This is a genomic window from Sphingobacteriales bacterium (genome assembly GCA_016719635.1).
Lineage (GTDB): Bacteria > Bacteroidota > Bacteroidia > Chitinophagales > JADIYW01 > JADJSS01.
This window is the reverse complement of record JADJYT010000004.1, coordinates 50,337-67,483: the sequence shown is the minus strand read 5'-3', so window position 1 is coordinate 67,483 and position 17,147 is coordinate 50,337. Positions and strand designations below refer to the sequence as shown.

The 17,147-nt window shown below is 42.1% G+C and carries 16 protein-coding genes and 1 riboswitch; of the genes, 7 read left to right on the top strand and 9 right to left on the bottom strand.

Annotated elements, in window-relative coordinates; all coding sequences use genetic code 11:
- Nucleotides 1-36: 36 nt before the first annotated feature.
- Nucleotides 37-435, top strand: a complete 399-nt coding sequence (locus tag IPM95_09295; GenBank protein MBK9329487.1) for a lipocalin family protein — start codon at nucleotides 37-39, stop codon at nucleotides 433-435.
- Between the two features lie 3 nt (nucleotides 436-438).
- Here the strand turns inward: IPM95_09295 and IPM95_09290 are convergent, their stop codons facing one another.
- Nucleotides 439-834 (bottom strand): hypothetical protein, encoded by a 396-nt coding sequence (locus IPM95_09290; protein MBK9329486.1) that lies wholly within the window; start codon nucleotides 832-834, stop codon nucleotides 439-441.
- Between the two features lie 18 nt (nucleotides 835-852).
- Nucleotides 853-2,922 (bottom strand): NAD-dependent epimerase/dehydratase family protein, encoded by a 2,070-nt coding sequence (locus IPM95_09285; GenBank protein ID MBK9329485.1) that lies wholly within the window; start codon nucleotides 2,920-2,922, stop codon nucleotides 853-855.
- A gap of 31 nt (nucleotides 2,923-2,953) precedes the next feature.
- On the opposite strand from IPM95_09285, the gene IPM95_09280 reads away from it, so the two are divergent.
- Genes IPM95_09280 through IPM95_09260 form a run of 5 tightly spaced genes read left to right on the top strand, consistent with a single transcriptional unit; the run spans nucleotide 2,954 to nucleotide 10,435 of the window.
- Complete coding sequence (locus IPM95_09280) at nucleotides 2,954-4,246, top strand: acyltransferase (GenBank protein MBK9329484.1); 1,293 nt, start codon at nucleotides 2,954-2,956, stop codon at nucleotides 4,244-4,246.
- 2 nt (nucleotides 4,247-4,248) lie between these two features.
- Nucleotides 4,249-5,487 carry an acyltransferase gene (locus tag IPM95_09275; protein ID MBK9329483.1) on the top strand — a complete coding sequence of 413 codons (1,239 nt, stop codon included), beginning with the start codon at nucleotides 4,249-4,251 and terminating at the stop codon, nucleotides 5,485-5,487.
- Nucleotides 5,474-7,114 (top strand): hypothetical protein, encoded by a 1,641-nt coding sequence (locus IPM95_09270; protein ID MBK9329482.1) that lies wholly within the window; start codon nucleotides 5,474-5,476, stop codon nucleotides 7,112-7,114. Before IPM95_09275 ends, IPM95_09270 begins: the two co-directional genes overlap by 14 nt.
- Nucleotides 7,111-8,745 (top strand): hypothetical protein, encoded by a 1,635-nt coding sequence (locus tag IPM95_09265; protein MBK9329481.1) that lies wholly within the window; start codon nucleotides 7,111-7,113, stop codon nucleotides 8,743-8,745. Before IPM95_09270 ends, IPM95_09265 begins: the two co-directional genes overlap by 4 nt.
- A gap of 4 nt (nucleotides 8,746-8,749) precedes the next feature.
- A complete protein-coding gene (locus IPM95_09260) occupies nucleotides 8,750-10,435 on the top strand; it encodes a hypothetical protein (GenBank protein ID MBK9329480.1) in 1,686 nt (561 codons plus the stop codon).
- Here IPM95_09260 and thiE read toward each other — a convergent pair.
- The 6 genes from thiE to thiS all read right to left on the bottom strand — a co-directional run bounded on the left by thiE (nucleotide 10,410) and on the right by thiS (nucleotide 15,954).
- A complete protein-coding gene (gene thiE, locus IPM95_09255; protein MBK9329479.1) occupies nucleotides 10,410-11,030 on the bottom strand; it encodes a thiamine phosphate synthase in 621 nt (206 codons plus the stop codon). The genes IPM95_09260 and thiE overlap by 26 nt on opposite strands.
- An 83-nt stretch (nucleotides 11,031-11,113) precedes the next feature.
- Nucleotides 11,114-11,866, bottom strand: coding sequence for a hydroxymethylpyrimidine/phosphomethylpyrimidine kinase (locus tag IPM95_09250; protein MBK9329478.1), 753 nt, complete (start codon nucleotides 11,864-11,866; stop codon nucleotides 11,114-11,116).
- Nucleotides 11,863-12,501 (bottom strand): thiamine phosphate synthase, encoded by a 639-nt coding sequence (locus IPM95_09245; GenBank protein ID MBK9329477.1) that lies wholly within the window; start codon nucleotides 12,499-12,501, stop codon nucleotides 11,863-11,865. The genes IPM95_09250 and IPM95_09245 overlap by 4 nt, the downstream gene beginning before the upstream one ends.
- A gap of 9 nt (nucleotides 12,502-12,510) precedes the next feature.
- Nucleotides 12,511-13,638: a hypothetical protein gene (locus IPM95_09240; protein MBK9329476.1), complete on the bottom strand. Its 1,128-nt coding sequence runs from the start codon at nucleotides 13,636-13,638 to the stop codon at nucleotides 12,511-12,513.
- Between the two features lie 211 nt (nucleotides 13,639-13,849).
- Nucleotides 13,850-15,709: a phosphomethylpyrimidine synthase ThiC gene (gene thiC / locus IPM95_09235; GenBank protein MBK9329475.1), complete on the bottom strand. Its 1,860-nt coding sequence runs from the start codon at nucleotides 15,707-15,709 to the stop codon at nucleotides 13,850-13,852.
- Between the two features lie 41 nt (nucleotides 15,710-15,750).
- Nucleotides 15,751-15,954: a sulfur carrier protein ThiS gene (gene thiS / locus IPM95_09230; GenBank protein MBK9329474.1), complete on the bottom strand. Its 204-nt coding sequence runs from the start codon at nucleotides 15,952-15,954 to the stop codon at nucleotides 15,751-15,753.
- A gap of 65 nt (nucleotides 15,955-16,019) precedes the next feature.
- A riboswitch (TPP riboswitch) is annotated at nucleotides 16,020-16,116 on the bottom strand.
- A gap of 69 nt (nucleotides 16,117-16,185) precedes the next feature.
- Between thiS and IPM95_09225 the strand changes: the two genes are divergently transcribed.
- Entirely contained in the window at nucleotides 16,186-16,677 is a 492-nt protein-coding gene (locus IPM95_09225; GenBank protein MBK9329473.1) for a GNAT family N-acetyltransferase, read from the top strand.
- A gap of 90 nt (nucleotides 16,678-16,767) precedes the next feature.
- On the opposite strand, the gene IPM95_09220 is transcribed toward IPM95_09225, so the two are convergent.
- Nucleotides 16,768-17,100, bottom strand: a complete 333-nt coding sequence (locus IPM95_09220; GenBank protein MBK9329472.1) for a hypothetical protein — start codon at nucleotides 17,098-17,100, stop codon at nucleotides 16,768-16,770.
- Nucleotides 17,101-17,147 lie beyond the last annotated feature (47 nt).

Sequence of the window (17,147 nt, the reverse complement as noted above, 5' to 3'; positions counted from 1 at the left end):
AAAAATCCGTACATTTAATGTGCTGAAAATGCCATTATGAATAATCTAATTTTCTCTTTCTTACTCTGCCTTATCACCGTATCCGGGTTAGCCAAATCGTCTGTTGATAATTTATCGGAACAGCAAATCAAGACCCTGCTTTGTCATAAATGGAAACTTACCACACTGGAAGGTAAAGGCAAGAAGATGGATATTCCCGCCTCTTCTCCGGAAGTCATCCTGCATTTTTTATCGAACGGAACACTGCAGGAAAAGGCAGGTGACAAAGCGTATAAAGGAACCTGGACTTACGACCATTCCAAACTAACCGTTACGACAGTAGATAAAGATGGGACCGAACTGCATACTATCGTGGATATTTCAGACGATAAACTGCGCATGAAAACCAAGTTTATGGGTGTGCCCGTCATATATGGGATGCAGCGAATGGATTAAAGACTACTTTACCACCCCTTTCAGTTTGGCGGCAAAGAGCGGTGTGAACAGCATACACAACAAGCCTACCGGCATCAAACCTCCCTGCACTAGATTATAATCAGAAAAGATACGCTCCCAGCTTGCGTAAAAAACCAATCGACCCAATCCCATTTCAAAAAAAAACGTGAGGATCACCCAACTGATTCCGATGGTGATACACTCCTGAGTGGTTTTAACCTTCATTTTTTGGATAAGAAGGTAGGTAATCATAAAAATCAGCAGGGCTCCGTTGAAAACTGCAATCTGACGGGCAGTAAAATCACCTACAGCAGTCGCCAGCCACACCATACGCAAAAACCCATGAATGGATTCGACCAGCATCAAGAGTATCCAAACAAAAAAACTTCTACGGTACATCTCTCAGGATTTAAACGATTAAGAAGTCATCTCTTTCAATTCTTTTGCGGCGTCTTCCAGTGTCACTCTTGGGTGGTAACCAAAATCGCGTTTGGCCTTATCACTATCTCCTGCAATGTCATAATCAAATTTACCGGCAGCCTGTACGGTTGGATGTATGTAATTGAATTTACCTAAAACCGTATCCAGCCATTCGAAACATCGGCATAGGGTTTTGGAAATATACAGTGGCTTATACGGAACATGCAGCGCATTTGCTATCGCACCATAGATGGCATCCACTGTAGGATGCGGTGTATCATTTCCAATCCAGTACCAATGACCAAATGTGGCTGGATTATTTTCAGCCTGAAAAAATGCTTCGATGATATTATCCGTGTGAGAAATGCTGCGCAGATTTTTGCCGTTGCCGAATACAATCTGTCTCGGCCAGTAAAACATGTGGACGAAGTTCAGCTGACGATCCGGCGCAAAAGGCCCAAAGAACCAGAAGCCACGGAGTGAAGTGCCGTCCAACTTCCCTTCCCTGGTTTTCTTTAAGATATATTCCTCTGCCAGCCATTTGCTCTTACCATAATTCTTGTAAGGTACTGGCTGTGTATGTTCATCAAAGACACGTTTGTCTTTAGTACCGTGTCCGCAGGTGGAATCTGTAGACATGAAGACAAATCGGCGGATATTGTTTTCTATGCAGGCATCCACCAAATTCTTAGTGCCTAGTTCATTTACCTTGTACAACACGTCCACCTGTTTGGGATAAATGGCCCCGGCAAGATGGAAGACAGCAGTCACGCCTTTGACAACTTCCGACACCTGTTGCTTCCGGGTGATATCCGCATACACAATTTCATAATTCGCCGGAAGGGATAACAATCCTTTGAACCTGGGCTCCAGCATGACACGCACCTTTCGATTACTTTGCCAGTTGCCGAATCGGTCTCCGTTAATCAGGATGTCAACCATACGGTTTCCGAGCCAACCCGGAACGCCTGTGATGAGAAGAATTCCTGAACCCTCGTCATGGCGAGGTACGAAGCCATCTGATGTGATTGCTTCACTTCGTTCGCAATGACGTGTCTTCTTACCCAATGAATGCACGCCTAAGATTTTTTTATTGACATCTGCCACGGCATATCTCAATATTTCTGATACCGGCTTTATCTGATAGCCAAGTTCTTGCTGTGCCTTGCGGCAATCATACCAGGAAAAAGTGCCCACCACAGACCGGACATACTGCGGACTGATTGGAAATTCTTTTCCCATCAGTTTAAACAACCTGCTGAATATCCAGGATGCGGTAAAGATCATCCACTTCGGCAGTTTCAGCCTGGGCATCTTCTGTCGGCTGTTGGCAGACAGCAATTCATAAAATTGCTTGAACGTGATATTCTCACCGGAAAGGATATATTTTTCTTTGGGACGGCCTTTTTCATAAGCTGCTACATGCCCTTTTGCAACCTCTTCCACATCAGCAATGGAAATGCCACCGTCAAAATAGACAGGTGTGCCCTTTTGTAAGAAATCCTTAATGACCTTATGTGGCGGTGTCAGTCTGGCATCGCCGCTGCCCACCACCCAGGAAGGATAGACTCGGCGTATGTCTGCATTCTTATCCTGAATAAACCGTTCTACAAATTGTTCCGCCTGCAATTTCCCCTGCACATACGGGCTTTCCGCAAATGCATTGACATCATTTTCCGTCAATAATTTATGAGCATCCGGGCTCCTGCCAATCACCACAACCGAACTGGTATAGATAACTGTCTTCACCTGAGATTCATGGCAGGCATTTAACACGACCTGTGTCAGCTTATCCGTATTTTCTAAAATGCGGGACACGTTACTCATGGACGTGGTATTTTCCGCTGCCAGATGAAAGAAGACATCCGCATCCTGTATGACAGGCGCATAGGAATCTACCTCAAATAAATTGCAGGGAAATACTTTTGCGCCAAGTTCTTCCAACTCCGCAATATTCACATTGCTGCTCCGTATGAGCAGGTGTACATCATAGTTTTTAGACAATAGGAGTTTAGCCACATTGTATCCAATGTGTCCTGCAGCTCCGGTGACAATCGCTTTTGGCATAAGCAGGTGCAAAGATAGAAGTAATTTTTAAGTGGAGTGGAAAGAAGCAGTTATTTTAGCACTAAATTTAGCTATATTCGTAACCATTGCAATTCTGTTTTTGATGGGCAACAGCGACTACCGTTTAAAGAATATCTATCTGCCGCAATTTGACGGGTTCAGGGGTTTCTTTTGTTTTACCATCCTGATCATCCACCATCATTTCTATTACGTAAATATCCCATCCAATATCGGATACTTTACGATGCACAGCTTCTTCATCATGTCGTCCTTCTTGATAACCAGAACACTGATGATAGACAAAAAGCGATCGGACAGTTTCAAGACCTTTTTTGTGAAATTTTACATCAAACGGACACTTCGGATTTTTCCGGTATATTTTGCCTATCTGGCGTTTACGGTTTTTATTGCACTACTGACAGCGCGAACGCTGTATAAGCCTATCTTAGGTATTTTCTATGAAATAAAGTATTTCGGATGGATGCTGTTGTCATTTACGTATAACTTTAAGGATTTATATTGTCTGTTTACCGGAGATATCTATAATAAATCACTGGTATTTCCGCATTTATGGTCCTTATCCCTGGAGGAACAGTTTTACATCATAGTTCCGTTTATGATCTATTTTATGAGCGAGAAAGCCATCAAGCGGCTGTGCATAGCCATGATTATCCTGTTCCCGATCATCCGCATCATCGGCTTTAATTGGCTGGGAACACTGACGGATGATAATATGCACCGCTCTTTTATCTTATACCGTTGCACCATCTTCCAGTATGATGCGTTCTTTTACGGCACCGCCCTGGCATTATTTGATGTCAAATGGAGTGATATCACGATGAACCGCGTATTTTACCTGCTGCTCTTCATCTTCATACTGACAGTCCCCGTAAATGGCTGGATACTGCATCAGCGTACAGGAGAGAATTTTATCCATATCATTACCAGCTATGAATTCATGACCCGGAACGGCCAGTATATTTACATTGATACGTTGGTTAATCTGCTTTGTGTCAGCTTCTTTTATATCTGTTTCAAGGACGAAACCCGTTTTAATTTCTTCAAAAACAGGTTCATTGTCGATGTGGGAGCTAGAATCACCTACAGCTCCTACGTTTATCAGTACATATTCATTATTCCCGTGCTGATATTCATTAAACCCTATATTGACAGTACACACGGCATCGTTCAGTTCACCTATGAGTTGGTTTCCATTCTTTTATCCATATCTTGCTTGCTCTTGTTGTCACATTTCAGCTACAACAGCCTGGAGAGTCATTTCCTGAAAAAGAAAGATAAGTATCTGGCCAAATACAAGAAATAATCATGTCGCAGAAAACGTCCAACATAGAAAAGAAAGTATCCAATTATGTTACCTCCTTTGATGGCATCAGGGGTACCTGCTGCCTGATGGTATTGCTCGTTCATTATAAATTTTCAGGATTCAACCTGCCAAGCTCCATCGTATACATCGGGCTGCATTGTTTCTTTATCATGTCGGCATTTCTGATTACCAAGAATTTGTTGCGCGACAAAGAACGCTCCAACAATTTCTGGCATTGCTTCCGAATATTTTATATCAAGCGAACGGCCCGTATCATGCCGGTGTATTTTTTCTACATGGCGCTTACACTGGTCTTGTTTGTGTTTTATAAAAAAGTGCTGCATAATACCTTTTTCATGGACCTGGAACTGAAAAATTTCTGGGCCATGCTGCTGACATTTACCTATAACTTTAAATCCTGGTGGGTGTTCAATAACGGTATGGAGAATTATATGTCGTGTCTGTATTATCCGCACCTCTGGTCATTATCGCTGGAAGAGCAGTTTTACATCGTAATCATCTTTTTAGCCTGGCTTGCCAATAAAAGGGTTTTACAAATACTGACCATTGTGTTTATCATTACAATGCCCGTTTTCAGGATAATCGGCTATCTGTGGATAGGCACTAAAACAAATGATGAACATTTGAAAACATTATTACTCTGGCACCTGCCGTTATTCCAGTTTGATGCATTCTTCTACGGAATCGCACTGACTGTCTTTGATTTTAAGAAATCAAAGGTATACCTGTATCTGTTTGCCGTTTCTTTTATTTTGATTGCAGGCTTTGGATTCATAAATGCTTATCTCAGTGCAAAGACAGATGGAATCAGCATGCTGGTTTCCCTGCGCGATGATAAATATTTTTACCGGAATTACGGCTACCTGTTTATGGACAGCCTTGTTAATTTCTTCTGTGTGCTTTGGTTTCTTTGTGTGCTGTACTTTCCTGAAAAATTCAAGCTGCTCACGAACAGAATCATCGTTCGGATCGGTGAATTGACTTACGGACTGTATATCTTTCAATTTCTTTTCCTTCCCATCGGCCTGATTTTAGCGGCATTCCTTCATTCGAGATTCCATATCCCCATGCTCCTCTGTGACATGATTGGTGTCAGCGTTTATGTTTTGATGAACTATTACTTTTCTTCCTTTATTTACGAAAAGATGGAAATGCCTATTGTCAGATGGAAGGATAATTACCTGAAAAAAGTATATGCGGAGGAAAATGAAAACGCCTGAGACTCTCAAAAGACCATTCACCTCTCCATCCTATATAGTAGGTGTTATTATTCTGTTCATAGGGGGCATCAAATGGGCGTGGCATCTGCCGGGTACGATGGATATTACGTTCGGTGACGAAGCCCAGTACCTGCGTTACGGCACCGATTTATTTCATGTCATAAAAAAAGACTGGGGACCCAGCTATAACATCTGGTATAAGTGTCTGTCGCTTTTTCAATCCAATCCTGTAAAATTATTCTACCTGAATTACCAGGTGACCGGTATCCTGATTGCCCTTGTCCTGTATATTTTTCTGATACGCTATTCCATATCATCCGTTATAAGCTTGTGGCTGTCGTTTTGTTTTTTATTTTCTGCAGCGGTAATAGATACCTGGCCGCGCGTTTCCCATTTTGCTGTAATTGTACTGCTGCTCTTTCTGATTGCTGTCAGAAAAAGTTCCTCCAATGCCCGAAAACTGCTGCTGATTTCTTTAGCCTTTTACATTGCCGCTTACGCAAGGCCGGAACTTTTTTCCTCCTTTATCCTGATAAGTTTGGTAACCGCTTATTTTCTGGTTAAAGAACGAAGCCAATTTAAGAGCTGGCTGCCTGTCTTAATTGTGGTTGCCCTCATCATTCTTATCAACTTTTTCATTTATCAACTGCCCGCCAATTCCTACAAAGGAATCGACAGGACCTACATAGCGTTTTCACAGCATTACGCCATCAATTATGTGATAGAACACAAGGCGGCTTTCAATCCCATCTCGGAATGGATCGATTTTGCGCATAAAACCTTTGGCGATTGTACGAACTTCGGATGTATATTGAAAACACATCCGGAAGCGGTACTGCACCATTCAATCCTTAATCTGCAAAAATACCTGCTGACATTGCTGCAGTTTATCATCAATATACTTTTCCCTACTGTTATCACCGGTAAAAAGATCATTCAATTCGCAGTGCTGTTATCCTTGCTGGCTGTTGTATTGCTGGTATCTTTTCACCCATCATCACGCCAGCGTTTTTTGGAGCAGGCACGCCAACATAAACTTTTACTGTTCATCTTATTTTTATTCGGATTGCCGAGCATGGGTGCCTCCATCCTGATTTTTCCCAGACAGCACTATTTGCTGATGCACAGCCTGCTGATTATCTATATCCTGGCCCTTCTGTTGAATTCCATATCGCTCATCAGGCGAATACATCCCTTAACGGCTATCCTGCTTTGCTCGCTTTTGCTGATGAAATCACCCGATGCGAAAAAATACTCCTACTATCAGACCGACAGCGACAGCAAGAATCAATGCAACCGAAAACTGGTGGAATATATTGCACAGCATAACGACCGGAAACCGCATACCGTATTCTCCAATCACCTAAGTCTGAGCATGCTGTTGCCGGAGAATTTCAGCGACTTCAATACGGAATATGAATACAAACCAGGCATGCGGTTTGACGGGATTGTAAAAGAAAAGAAAGTAGATTATATCGTCATCAGGCCTATTCTGCTGCAGGAAAAACTGCTCAACGGCGACAGCACCTGGCTCAACTTCGTAAAAAATCCTGAGGCACAGGGTTTTTCAAAAACCATTTATTGTGATTCCTGTGAAAGCTATCTGTTAATCAAAAATCAAGAGTGAAAGAAACATTTCCGCATACTGCATTTTCAGGAAAGGTGCCGCAAATACTGGGCGCCCTGCTGCTCCTTGCCATCGGTATCAAATGGAGCATAGGCCTTCCTCAGCACATGGACATCTTGTTTGGCGATGAAGCGGAATATATGCGAAACGGATTGGATTTATTTCACATCATCCGCAATGACTGGGGGCCTGCATATAATATCTGGTATAAATTCCTTTCATTTTTCTTTTCGGATACCATTCAGTTGTATTATGCCAACTACATTATGGGTGGTATAGCTGTTGCCGTTTTGCTCTTTCTTGCCCTGGCCTCTATGCGGATACACTACCTGACAGCATTCTATCTCAGTTTCTGCTTTTTCGTATCCAGTTTGAACATCAACTCCTGGCCGCGTATCTCGCACTTTGTGCTGATACTTGTTTTATCCTGTATACTCTTCATCAGCAAACTAAGATCGAATGCGAAGAAAGGCATCACCTTCTCCATACTGCTTTACATCAGCTCTTACGCCAGACCGGATTTGTTCATAGCATTTTTGATAGTTTTGTCCGTGAGTCTGTTTTTTATGTTTCAGGAAAGAGAAAAACTGAAACAATTCCTTCCTTACCTCCTTCTGTTAATTGCTGCCGTTTTATTTTTTCAGATCATTTTCGGATTTCCCTCCCCCACCTACAAAGGCGGATTAAACAGGCTATACAGCGCTTTCTGCCAGCATTATACCATGAACTACAAATACAGGACGGGCGTACACTTTGATGCTGTCACAGAATGGATAGAATTCTGCAAAGACAAGTTTCCAGACTGCACAACTATTGCAGATGTATTAAGAAAGCATCCGGATGAATTTGCGACCAATCTGTTCTTCAATATCAAGCACTACCTGCTGCTCCTGTTGACCACCATCCTGTCATTTATTTTTCCTACGGGTATCTTTACCGGCAGGAAGGCATTGCTGATTGCTGCGGCACTGCTGCTTTCGGTCATCGGAATTATTTCTCTCCATAAAGAGAAACGTAACCATTTCATCCACTTGCTGAATGAACATAAACTGCTACTGTTCTTTTTGTTTGTATTTGGGCTGCCAAGTATCGGCATGAGCACTATCATCTTTCCTCGCCCGCACTACCTGTTGCTGCATAGTCTGATATTGGTATTTATACTCGCGATGATGCTTCAAAGCATTTTTCACGGAATGCGAATTAAGTACTGGCAATCCGGCGGCATTGGGTTGCTGCTGTTGCTGCTGTCACCCAGGTCCTCAGCCTACAGTTACATGCAGTTCGGAAAAGATATGGATAATTTATGTGAGCAGAAACTCATCCGTTACCTGGAATCGAAAAAGGAGGAGCAATATGTGGTATTTACCAACTACCTCAATATTACCTATATCCTGCCTGAAAATTATTCGGAATTCAGCACAGAGTTCGAACTAAAGAACGGCATGGCATTTTCGTCTGTTTTAGAAAAGAAGCACATCAACATTATACTTGTCAGCAGCAATATCCTCGAGAATCCTATCCTGAAAGCCGACTCCACGTGGAATGATCTGATAGCACACCCGGAAAAGTATAGCTTTAGAACGGTAAAGTATAGCGATATTTGCGAGAGCTATTTATTGATAAAAGAATAACCGTATGCTGAAAATTATACCCACATCTTTTGCTGATTTTTTTCAACCCGACGACAAAGTTACATCCAATAAGAATATCCGGACCTACGTATTTGGTATTATATTGTTGCTGCTGTGCGGGTGGAAAGTATACAACGGACTGCAGGGTGTGATGGATATTCAGTTTGCGGATGAAAGCGCCTATATGCGCTTCGGGCTGGATATGTTCGGCAAGTTCAATAAGGACTGGGGACCCATGTACTGCATCTGGTATAAATGCTTATCCTGGATTACTACCGACACGATACAACTGTATTATCTGAATTATGCGCTGACCTCTGTTTTGATTGGGGTACTCCTGTACATTTTCCTGCTCCGTATCTCTGTCGCTCCGATGCTGGCATTGATGGTATCATTCAGCATCCTGATAAGCGATTTAAATATTGCCGTGTGGCCGAGAATCTCTCATTTTTGTATCGCACTGCTCTTATTTTTCCTGATTATCATTACTTACATCCGGCAACTTACCTATAAATTTCTGGTGTTTTCCTTATTTTGTTTAATCGCATCTTATGCTCGTCCGGAGTTCTACATCTCTTTTCTGCTGACCATCATAGCCGCGTTTATCTCTTTCCTCTACAACAGAAACAACTTCTCCTCTAAGGATTACCTCCGCTTTCTTTCCTTCTTCATTCTGTTTGCAGCACTCCATTACATCTTCCGTTTTCCGTCCAATGATTTCTTCGGTTACAACAGAGGCGTTGCCGCATTTTATCAGCATTATGCCTTCAACTACAAAGTAAGGACGCACGCCAACATAGATTCCTGGCTCTACTGGGAGGAAATATGCAAACAACAATTCGGCGACTGCAACTCCATGTGGTGTGTCATCAAAACACAACCTCTGATAGTACTGAGCAACACACTCTTTAATATCAAAAATTATTTCCTCAGCACCTTGCTGAACAGCTACACCTATATCTTCCCGGTACATCTTTTTCAGGGCAGGAAAATCCAGTCAGGCATCTTGCTGTTGCTGACCGTATTCATATCGTATCTGATTTTCAGGAAAAAGAGCCGTTCCGGATTTTTACAGCAGGCAGCCAAACTTAAATTTTATCTCTTCATTCTGTTGTTGTTCATTGCCCCGACGATATTATCCTGTGTGGTGGTATTTCCAAGAGAACATTATGTCTATCTGCAAATGCCATTTTTCCTGCTCGTATTGACCTGCCTGCTTCAGCCTGTCTTGGAGCAGTTTTCATTCAGGCCAATTATAGTTGCATCATTCGGCCTCTTGTTATTTCTTTCCACGCCCAATATCAAAAACTACTCGTTTTTAAAAGTAAACAACGATACCCCCCTACTGTGCAACAAAGAATTAGTGAAACACCTTGAAAAAAAATATGCGGATAAGCCGCACACCTTGTTTACCAACATGCCATTTGTGAGAGGTATGCTGCCGCTGAATTTCCATGAAATCAATACCATCTTCGATAAGAAAAAAAGAATCCCTTTCCGTCATTATATGGATTCTGCCCAAATAGACATCGTCATCCTCACGCCTTCCACCTTCCGGGATCCGCATATCTTATCGGATTCCACCTGGACAGATTTCATAAAAAATTACGGGCAATATCATTTCAGGAAGGAACAGTTCAATGACTGCGAAACCTATCTGCTGGTTAAAGAAGATGCAGAAAGGTTGTAATTGTTTTGTCTTTGTCATCCGACAGGTTGATGGCAGAAGAGACGGCAACACCATATATTCCTGTATGGAACAGCGGTGTCACATCTTCCAACTGAATGCCGCCGATGGCAATGATGGGGATGGTAACATCATGAGGCAACGATTTCAAAACAGCGGCATAACCTTCCATTCCTAAAACGGGTGACAGATTCTTTTTGGTATGGGTAAACTTATACGGACCCAAACCGATATAGTCTGCACCCTGCTGAACCAGCCGCAACACATCCTCCATCGAATTGGCAGTACCGCCTATAACCTTATCATGACCGAGTATCAATCTGGCTTCCGGAACAGACATATCGCTTTTACCTAAGTGCGCACCGTGGGCACCAATGGCTTTCGCAATTTCGCCATTATCGTTTATAATTAAAGTCGTGCCAAAATAATCACAAATCTGCTTAACCTCACGGGCTATTTGCAGCCATTCGTCAACTGGCTTGTCTTTTACACGAAGCTGCACCCATCGTATGCCGTTTTTACAGGCAATTTCCGTCAATTCCGGGTGAGAGATATCCGGTAAGTCCTGAGTGAGATAATGAAATCTTGAAATCTGCATTCTTAATTTTTTACGTCTTGGTGAACGTCTTGAACCACTCTATATTCATTAAACATACTGCTTCGTTTCACCCGCAATGATGTTTATGATGAATGATAACCTAAATTGGAGGGATTACTCATGATAAACTGGTAGGTATAGTCCTTTGCCATCACACAGGAAGAGTGCATTCCGTTTCCCAAAGACAGATAAGCCGTGACAGCAGCAGACAGCGCGCAGCCTGTACCATGTTTACTCCATTCAGAAATCCCGGCGGGATGCAGGATATCCAGACGTTTTCCTATCCAGAGCATATCGGTAGCAGGTGTTTCAATATTATGTCCGCCTTTAAGATAGACATCGCAACAGGCAGCGATGTTCTCCGCACCTTTCACTTCGTCTTTTTCACCGGATAATGCCTGGATTTCCTTCCAGTTTGGAGTAATCAGTGTTATCTTCTCAAAGATGTACTGCAATCTCTTTCGGGATAGTTTTTTATGAAAATCAAAGCCGGCGCTGGCACGCAAAATAGGATCCCAGATAATCACTATGCCCGGATGGTATGCCACCAGCAATTCAATGATTTCATTCAGCACAATAAGGTTCTCCATCAAGCCAATTTTGACATACTTGATCTTATAACGCTGTAAAATAGGATAGATTTGCTTCTTAATTTTTTTGACAGACAACCAATGAACTCCCTCAAACGTATGGTCGTTCTGGTAGGTGATGCAGGTGGTGACGGCAAAACCATATGCTCCGATTTGCTCAAACGTTTTCACATCAGCCAATACGCCGGCGCCTCCGCTCGGGTCATAACCTGCAATACTCAATACAGATGGTCTTGGTTTAGTCATTCCTTGCAGTCGTTCTGAATAAAGTGAAGAATCTTGTTAAAATTACTCATCGCATTGTCGGGTTCTTTCCAAATCGTACCTAACAATCCGATACCATCAAAATTAAGGTTTTTTACCCTCTCTATCTTCGATAAATCAATGCCGCCTACAGCGAAGCATGCCGTCATTGCTAGCGAAGCGTGGCAATCTCTTAAATGCAATTGTAAATTCTCGTAATCCCAATCATGCTGATGATTCTCCTTGGAAATGCTTTTAAATAAAGGCGACACCATCACATGTCTGAACTTCCCGGCATAGTCTTTCAGTTCATCTGTGGAATGAGCTGAAACGGAACTTATCTTATCATTTTCATGCAGCCAATCCAATACCTTATGATTGTACAAGGCATTTCGCTGTACGATATCTCTGGTAAAATGATACCCGCCCAGGTCAAATTCCTTGGCAATGATCAATGAAGTAGAGATACATTTTTTCCAGTACTGCTCCGGAATCTTTTCTACATAATCCACGAGTGAAAAATCATCCAGTTCCGGCTTACGGATATACAGATAATCCGCACCGGCATCCAGCAACTGCGTGATGATGCCAATTTCGTTTTCGACTTCCTGCTCAGGTGTGTAGATAATGGTTTTCATTTATTAAAATTATAATTCTGGCGGAATAAAAAATTGATCAACATCATCATAGATTTCTGCTACATCAAATAGATTACTGCCTACTGCTTTTAATCGATCTTTAATTTTAGGGGCATTATTTTCTGTATCTTGGATATAAATTTTCCTTTTGGCATTGCTGTATAACTGTTTATTATAATTTTCATTGAATATCTGGAATATTTGTCTGTCTACATTTCTATTGAAGCTTGGAAATGAATATCCTACTACAACAACAACGTCCGAGCGTGCAAGTATCTTTGATGCTATTTCTCTTGCTTTAATTGACTCTGTATCGTTCTCCCATGCAAATTTTATATTAGTTCTGTTTATCTCCTCTTTATTATTCACAATCAATGACAAGTTCGATAAAAAGGAAGTTATAGGCTTAGTATTCAACAGGTCTGTATCATCCTTGTTTAAACCGATGTCAGATCTAAATGTAGCACTACCATTCAACTTAATTATACATGAATTCTTCTCATCAATATTAGCCCCTTGCTGATTGGGATAAACTTGCAATTTTTTCTGGATATCAGTTAAAGTTTCATTATTCGAACAATATCTTCCATAGGCAATTTCAAATTGAGAGTCATAATTCCATGATATTATGTTTATCTCATTTGGCAATACAAGATGATTAATTCCACTCAATTTTTGCAAATAATATGCATAGAAGGAATCATATCTATAATCTAAATTTTTATTAACCATTAGATACAAATCTTTAATCTTATCTGAATCATCTGGCTTATTCTTTATAGCCTCAGCCATCAGGAATCTTAATATGCTATCTTTTTGATTATCAACTTGTTCAAAATAAAAATATGATGCTAGAAAATTCTTCAGATAAGCAGTATTCTCTTCTGAACTATATTTAAGAAAATATTTCTTAGCTAAAGTATCTATTGTATAGTGATCTTTTATCTCTTTAAATAAGGCGAGTGGGTTTTCAACTGTATTACTTTTGAAAATATACCTATCTCTATTATCTTTGTCTTTTGAGCCGATTCTGTTTATAAATAACTCTATTCTGTCGTTCATATTATTTACCACAGGTAATGCATTTGCACTAGCTCCCGCTCCAATTAAATAAGTAACTCTTTTATTTTCAGCCATACTATAAATATACGATACTATTTACTTTGTACTTAAATGCATTTTTAACAAAACCACCCACCCCTTAATCCTCTCCGAGGAGGAGAGAGCGTGTATGCAAATCTCTATGGAAAGTGAATTTACATTCCAGATTGACAATTGCACTTACCTATAAAACAGCACTGTCCAGACCTCCCCTCTTGAGAGGGGATTAAGGGGTGTGTTTAACCTGCTACAGATAAATCTCACTTCCTTTTTCTAAAAACTCTTTTGCTTTATCCTGCATGCCTTTTTCCGCTTCTTCATTGGCGGCGTAATCCCTCACTTCCTGCGAGATTTTCATACTGCAGAAATGCGGTCCGCACATGGAACAGAAATGCGCAATCTTCGCGCCATCGGCCGGTAAGGTTTCATCATGGAATTCCAGCGCTTTCTCCGGATCCAAACTCAGGTTAAACTGATCCTGCCAGCGGAACTCAAAACGCGCTTTACTCAGCGCATTATCCCTGTACTGCGCACCGGGATGTCCTTTCGCCAAATCTGCCGCATGCGCCGCCAGTTTATACGTGATCACACCCACACGCACATCTTCTTTATTCGGCAAACCCAAATGTTCTTTCGGTGTTACATAACAAAGCATCGCACAACCGTACCAGCCTATCATCGCCGCACCGATTGCAGACGTGATATGGTCGTAGCCGGGTGCAATATCCGTTGTCAGCGGACCCAGCGTATAGAACGGCGCTTCGTGGCATTCCTTCAGTTGCTTGTCCATGTTTTCTTTAATCAGGTGCATCGGCACGTGTCCCGGTCCTTCTATCATCACCTGCACATCGTGTTTCCATGCAATTTTTGTCAGCTCACCCAGCGTCTCCAGTTCAGCAAACTGCGCCGCATCATTGGCATCCGCAATGGAACCCGGCCGCAGGCCATCGCCCAATGAAAAGGCCACATCGTAGCGTTTCATGATTTCGCAAATCTCTTCAAAGTGCGTATATAAAAAACTTTCCCGGTGATGCGCCAGACACCATTTCGCCATGATGCTGCCGCCGCGCGACACGATGCCGGTGACACGCTTTGCCGTGAGCGGAACATAGCGCAGCAACACGCCGGCATGTATGGTGAAATAATCCACGCCTTGCTCTGCCTGCTCTATCAGCGTATCCCTGAAAATTTCCCAGGTCAGATCTTCCGCTTTGCCGTTCACTTTTTCCAGTGCCTGATAAATCGGCACCGTTCCAATCGGCACGGGCGAATTGCGGATAATCCATTCGCGGGTTTCGTGTATGTTTTTTCCGGTCGATAAATCCATAATCGTATCTGCACCCCAACGGCTCGCCCAAACGGCTTTCTCCACTTCCTCCTCTATGCTCGACGTCACGGCAGAGTTGCCGATGTTCGCATTTATTTTCACGAGGAAATTTCTGCCGATAATCATCGGTTCCGTTTCGGGATGGTTGATGTTGCACGGAATGATGGCACGGCCTTCCGCCACTTCCTTTCTTACAAATTCTGGTGTGATGAATGATTTCGGTGTATTCGCTCCGAAGCTCTCTCCAGCATGCTGCTGACACAACATACCCGCCTGTCCGTTCAGCGACGCATTATATTCTTCAATGCGTTGATTTTCGCGGATGGCGATGTATTCCATCTCCGGGGTGATGATGCCCATTCTCGCATAATGCAGTTGCGTCACATTTCTGCCTTCCTTAGCGCGGAGCGGCATCTTGATGTGTTCAAAGCGCAAGGCATCCAGACTCTCATCCGCCATTCGTTGAGTGCCGTATTCAGATGAAAACTCAAACAGGCGTTCGATGTCCCCTCGTTCCAGTATCCATTTCTCGCGCAAACGCGGCAGACCTTTTTTTACATCTATTTCTATGCTGGCATCGGTGTACGGGCCGGATGTGTCATATACGGTTACCGGTGGATTTTTATGCAATGTTTTTCCGTTCAGTTTGGTATCCGACAGGGAAATTTCGCGCATGGCCACTTCTATATCGTTCAGCGTTCCTTTCACGTATACCTTTTTGGAATTCGGAAAAGGCGTCGTAGAGATCACTTGCTGTGTTGGTATTTTATCTTGTTTCATTATTTATCGTAATTAGATATTTGTAAATAGTAATTAGAATTTTATCCACCGGCAACGGCACCGATGAGGATGATTTTATCTTCATTGTTTAAAATGGTGTTTTGCCATTCGCCGTGTGAAATGATTTGTTCGTTGACGGCAACAGCTATCCCGGTTTTGCCCTCTAACCCTAACTTTTCCAGCACATCCATTACCGTAGTGGATGCTTCGAATTGATAGGGTTGGTTATTGACTGTTATTTCCATAAAAATTATATTCCGGATGAATCAGCATCCATTAAATCTATCATAAATTTTACCAGGGGGAAAATAGTGAGAAATGCACTCCTTCCCTACGACAGCATGAACTGTATCAGGTTCAAAGGGTATTTCTCAGTTCCGGATTACGGAACACCCCCAGAGTTGGAGTAAAGTTAAAGATTTAGGCAGCAAAAGTCAAACTAAATGCGAAACGATTTTTAATCGTATTTTTGCCGCATGAGCCTGAAAATCAGAATTGCATTTATTCCTGATATTCCTAAAATCATTGACGTGGCGGATGCGACATGGAAACAAACCTATGCACCGATTATTTCGCAGGAACAGATTGAGTACATGTACGAACGAATGTACAGTGAGGAAGCTCTGAAGGAACAAATGCAGAACGGCATAACATTTCTTATGTGTCTGGAAAATGAAAAGATACTCGGATTCATTGCTTATGAAATCCGTGAAGATAAAATCCTATACATTCCAAAATTGTATGTATTGCCGGATAAACAGAAAACCGGCATCGGGAAAAAACTCATCGAGGAAGTTGTTAAAATCGGCATCAGGAATAACTGCACGCATCTTGAACTGAATGTCAACCGAAAAAACCCTGCGATGTATTTCTACAAAAAAATGAGTTTTGAATTATTTGAAAAAACGGACATCGCCTACGGCCCGTTCTGGCTGAATGATTATATTTTGAGAAAGCCGTTACTCTGACCTGTCATCTCGAACACAGTGAGAGATCTTGTTAAATCCAAGAAGATTTCTCTCTTCATTGCATTCCGTTCGAAATGACATGCTGCTTAATTAATACTTACTCACCGCCCATGCCCAGTAAATCAGCACAAACTGCAGGGCAAGTCTTACATACAAGAACCATTCTTTCCCTATCGCCAGTTTAGGTGGCTGGAACAAATGGGAAATGTGTATAGCAAAGAAAGAAATCAGCATAGCAATAATCAGGTACGCCGAAATTTGCCGGGTAGATGCAACCAGCAAACCGATAGCCAGTATAATCTCTGCAACACCGCTCAACTGATTTAACAGGTTCGGCATCGGGAAAAATTTAGGCATGATGCCTAAATAAAATTTCGGATTGATGAAATGATTGATACCGGCACCGGCATACAAAAACGCCATTGCATAAAGTGATAGTTGCTGTAGTGTGGTCATGTTTTATATTTATA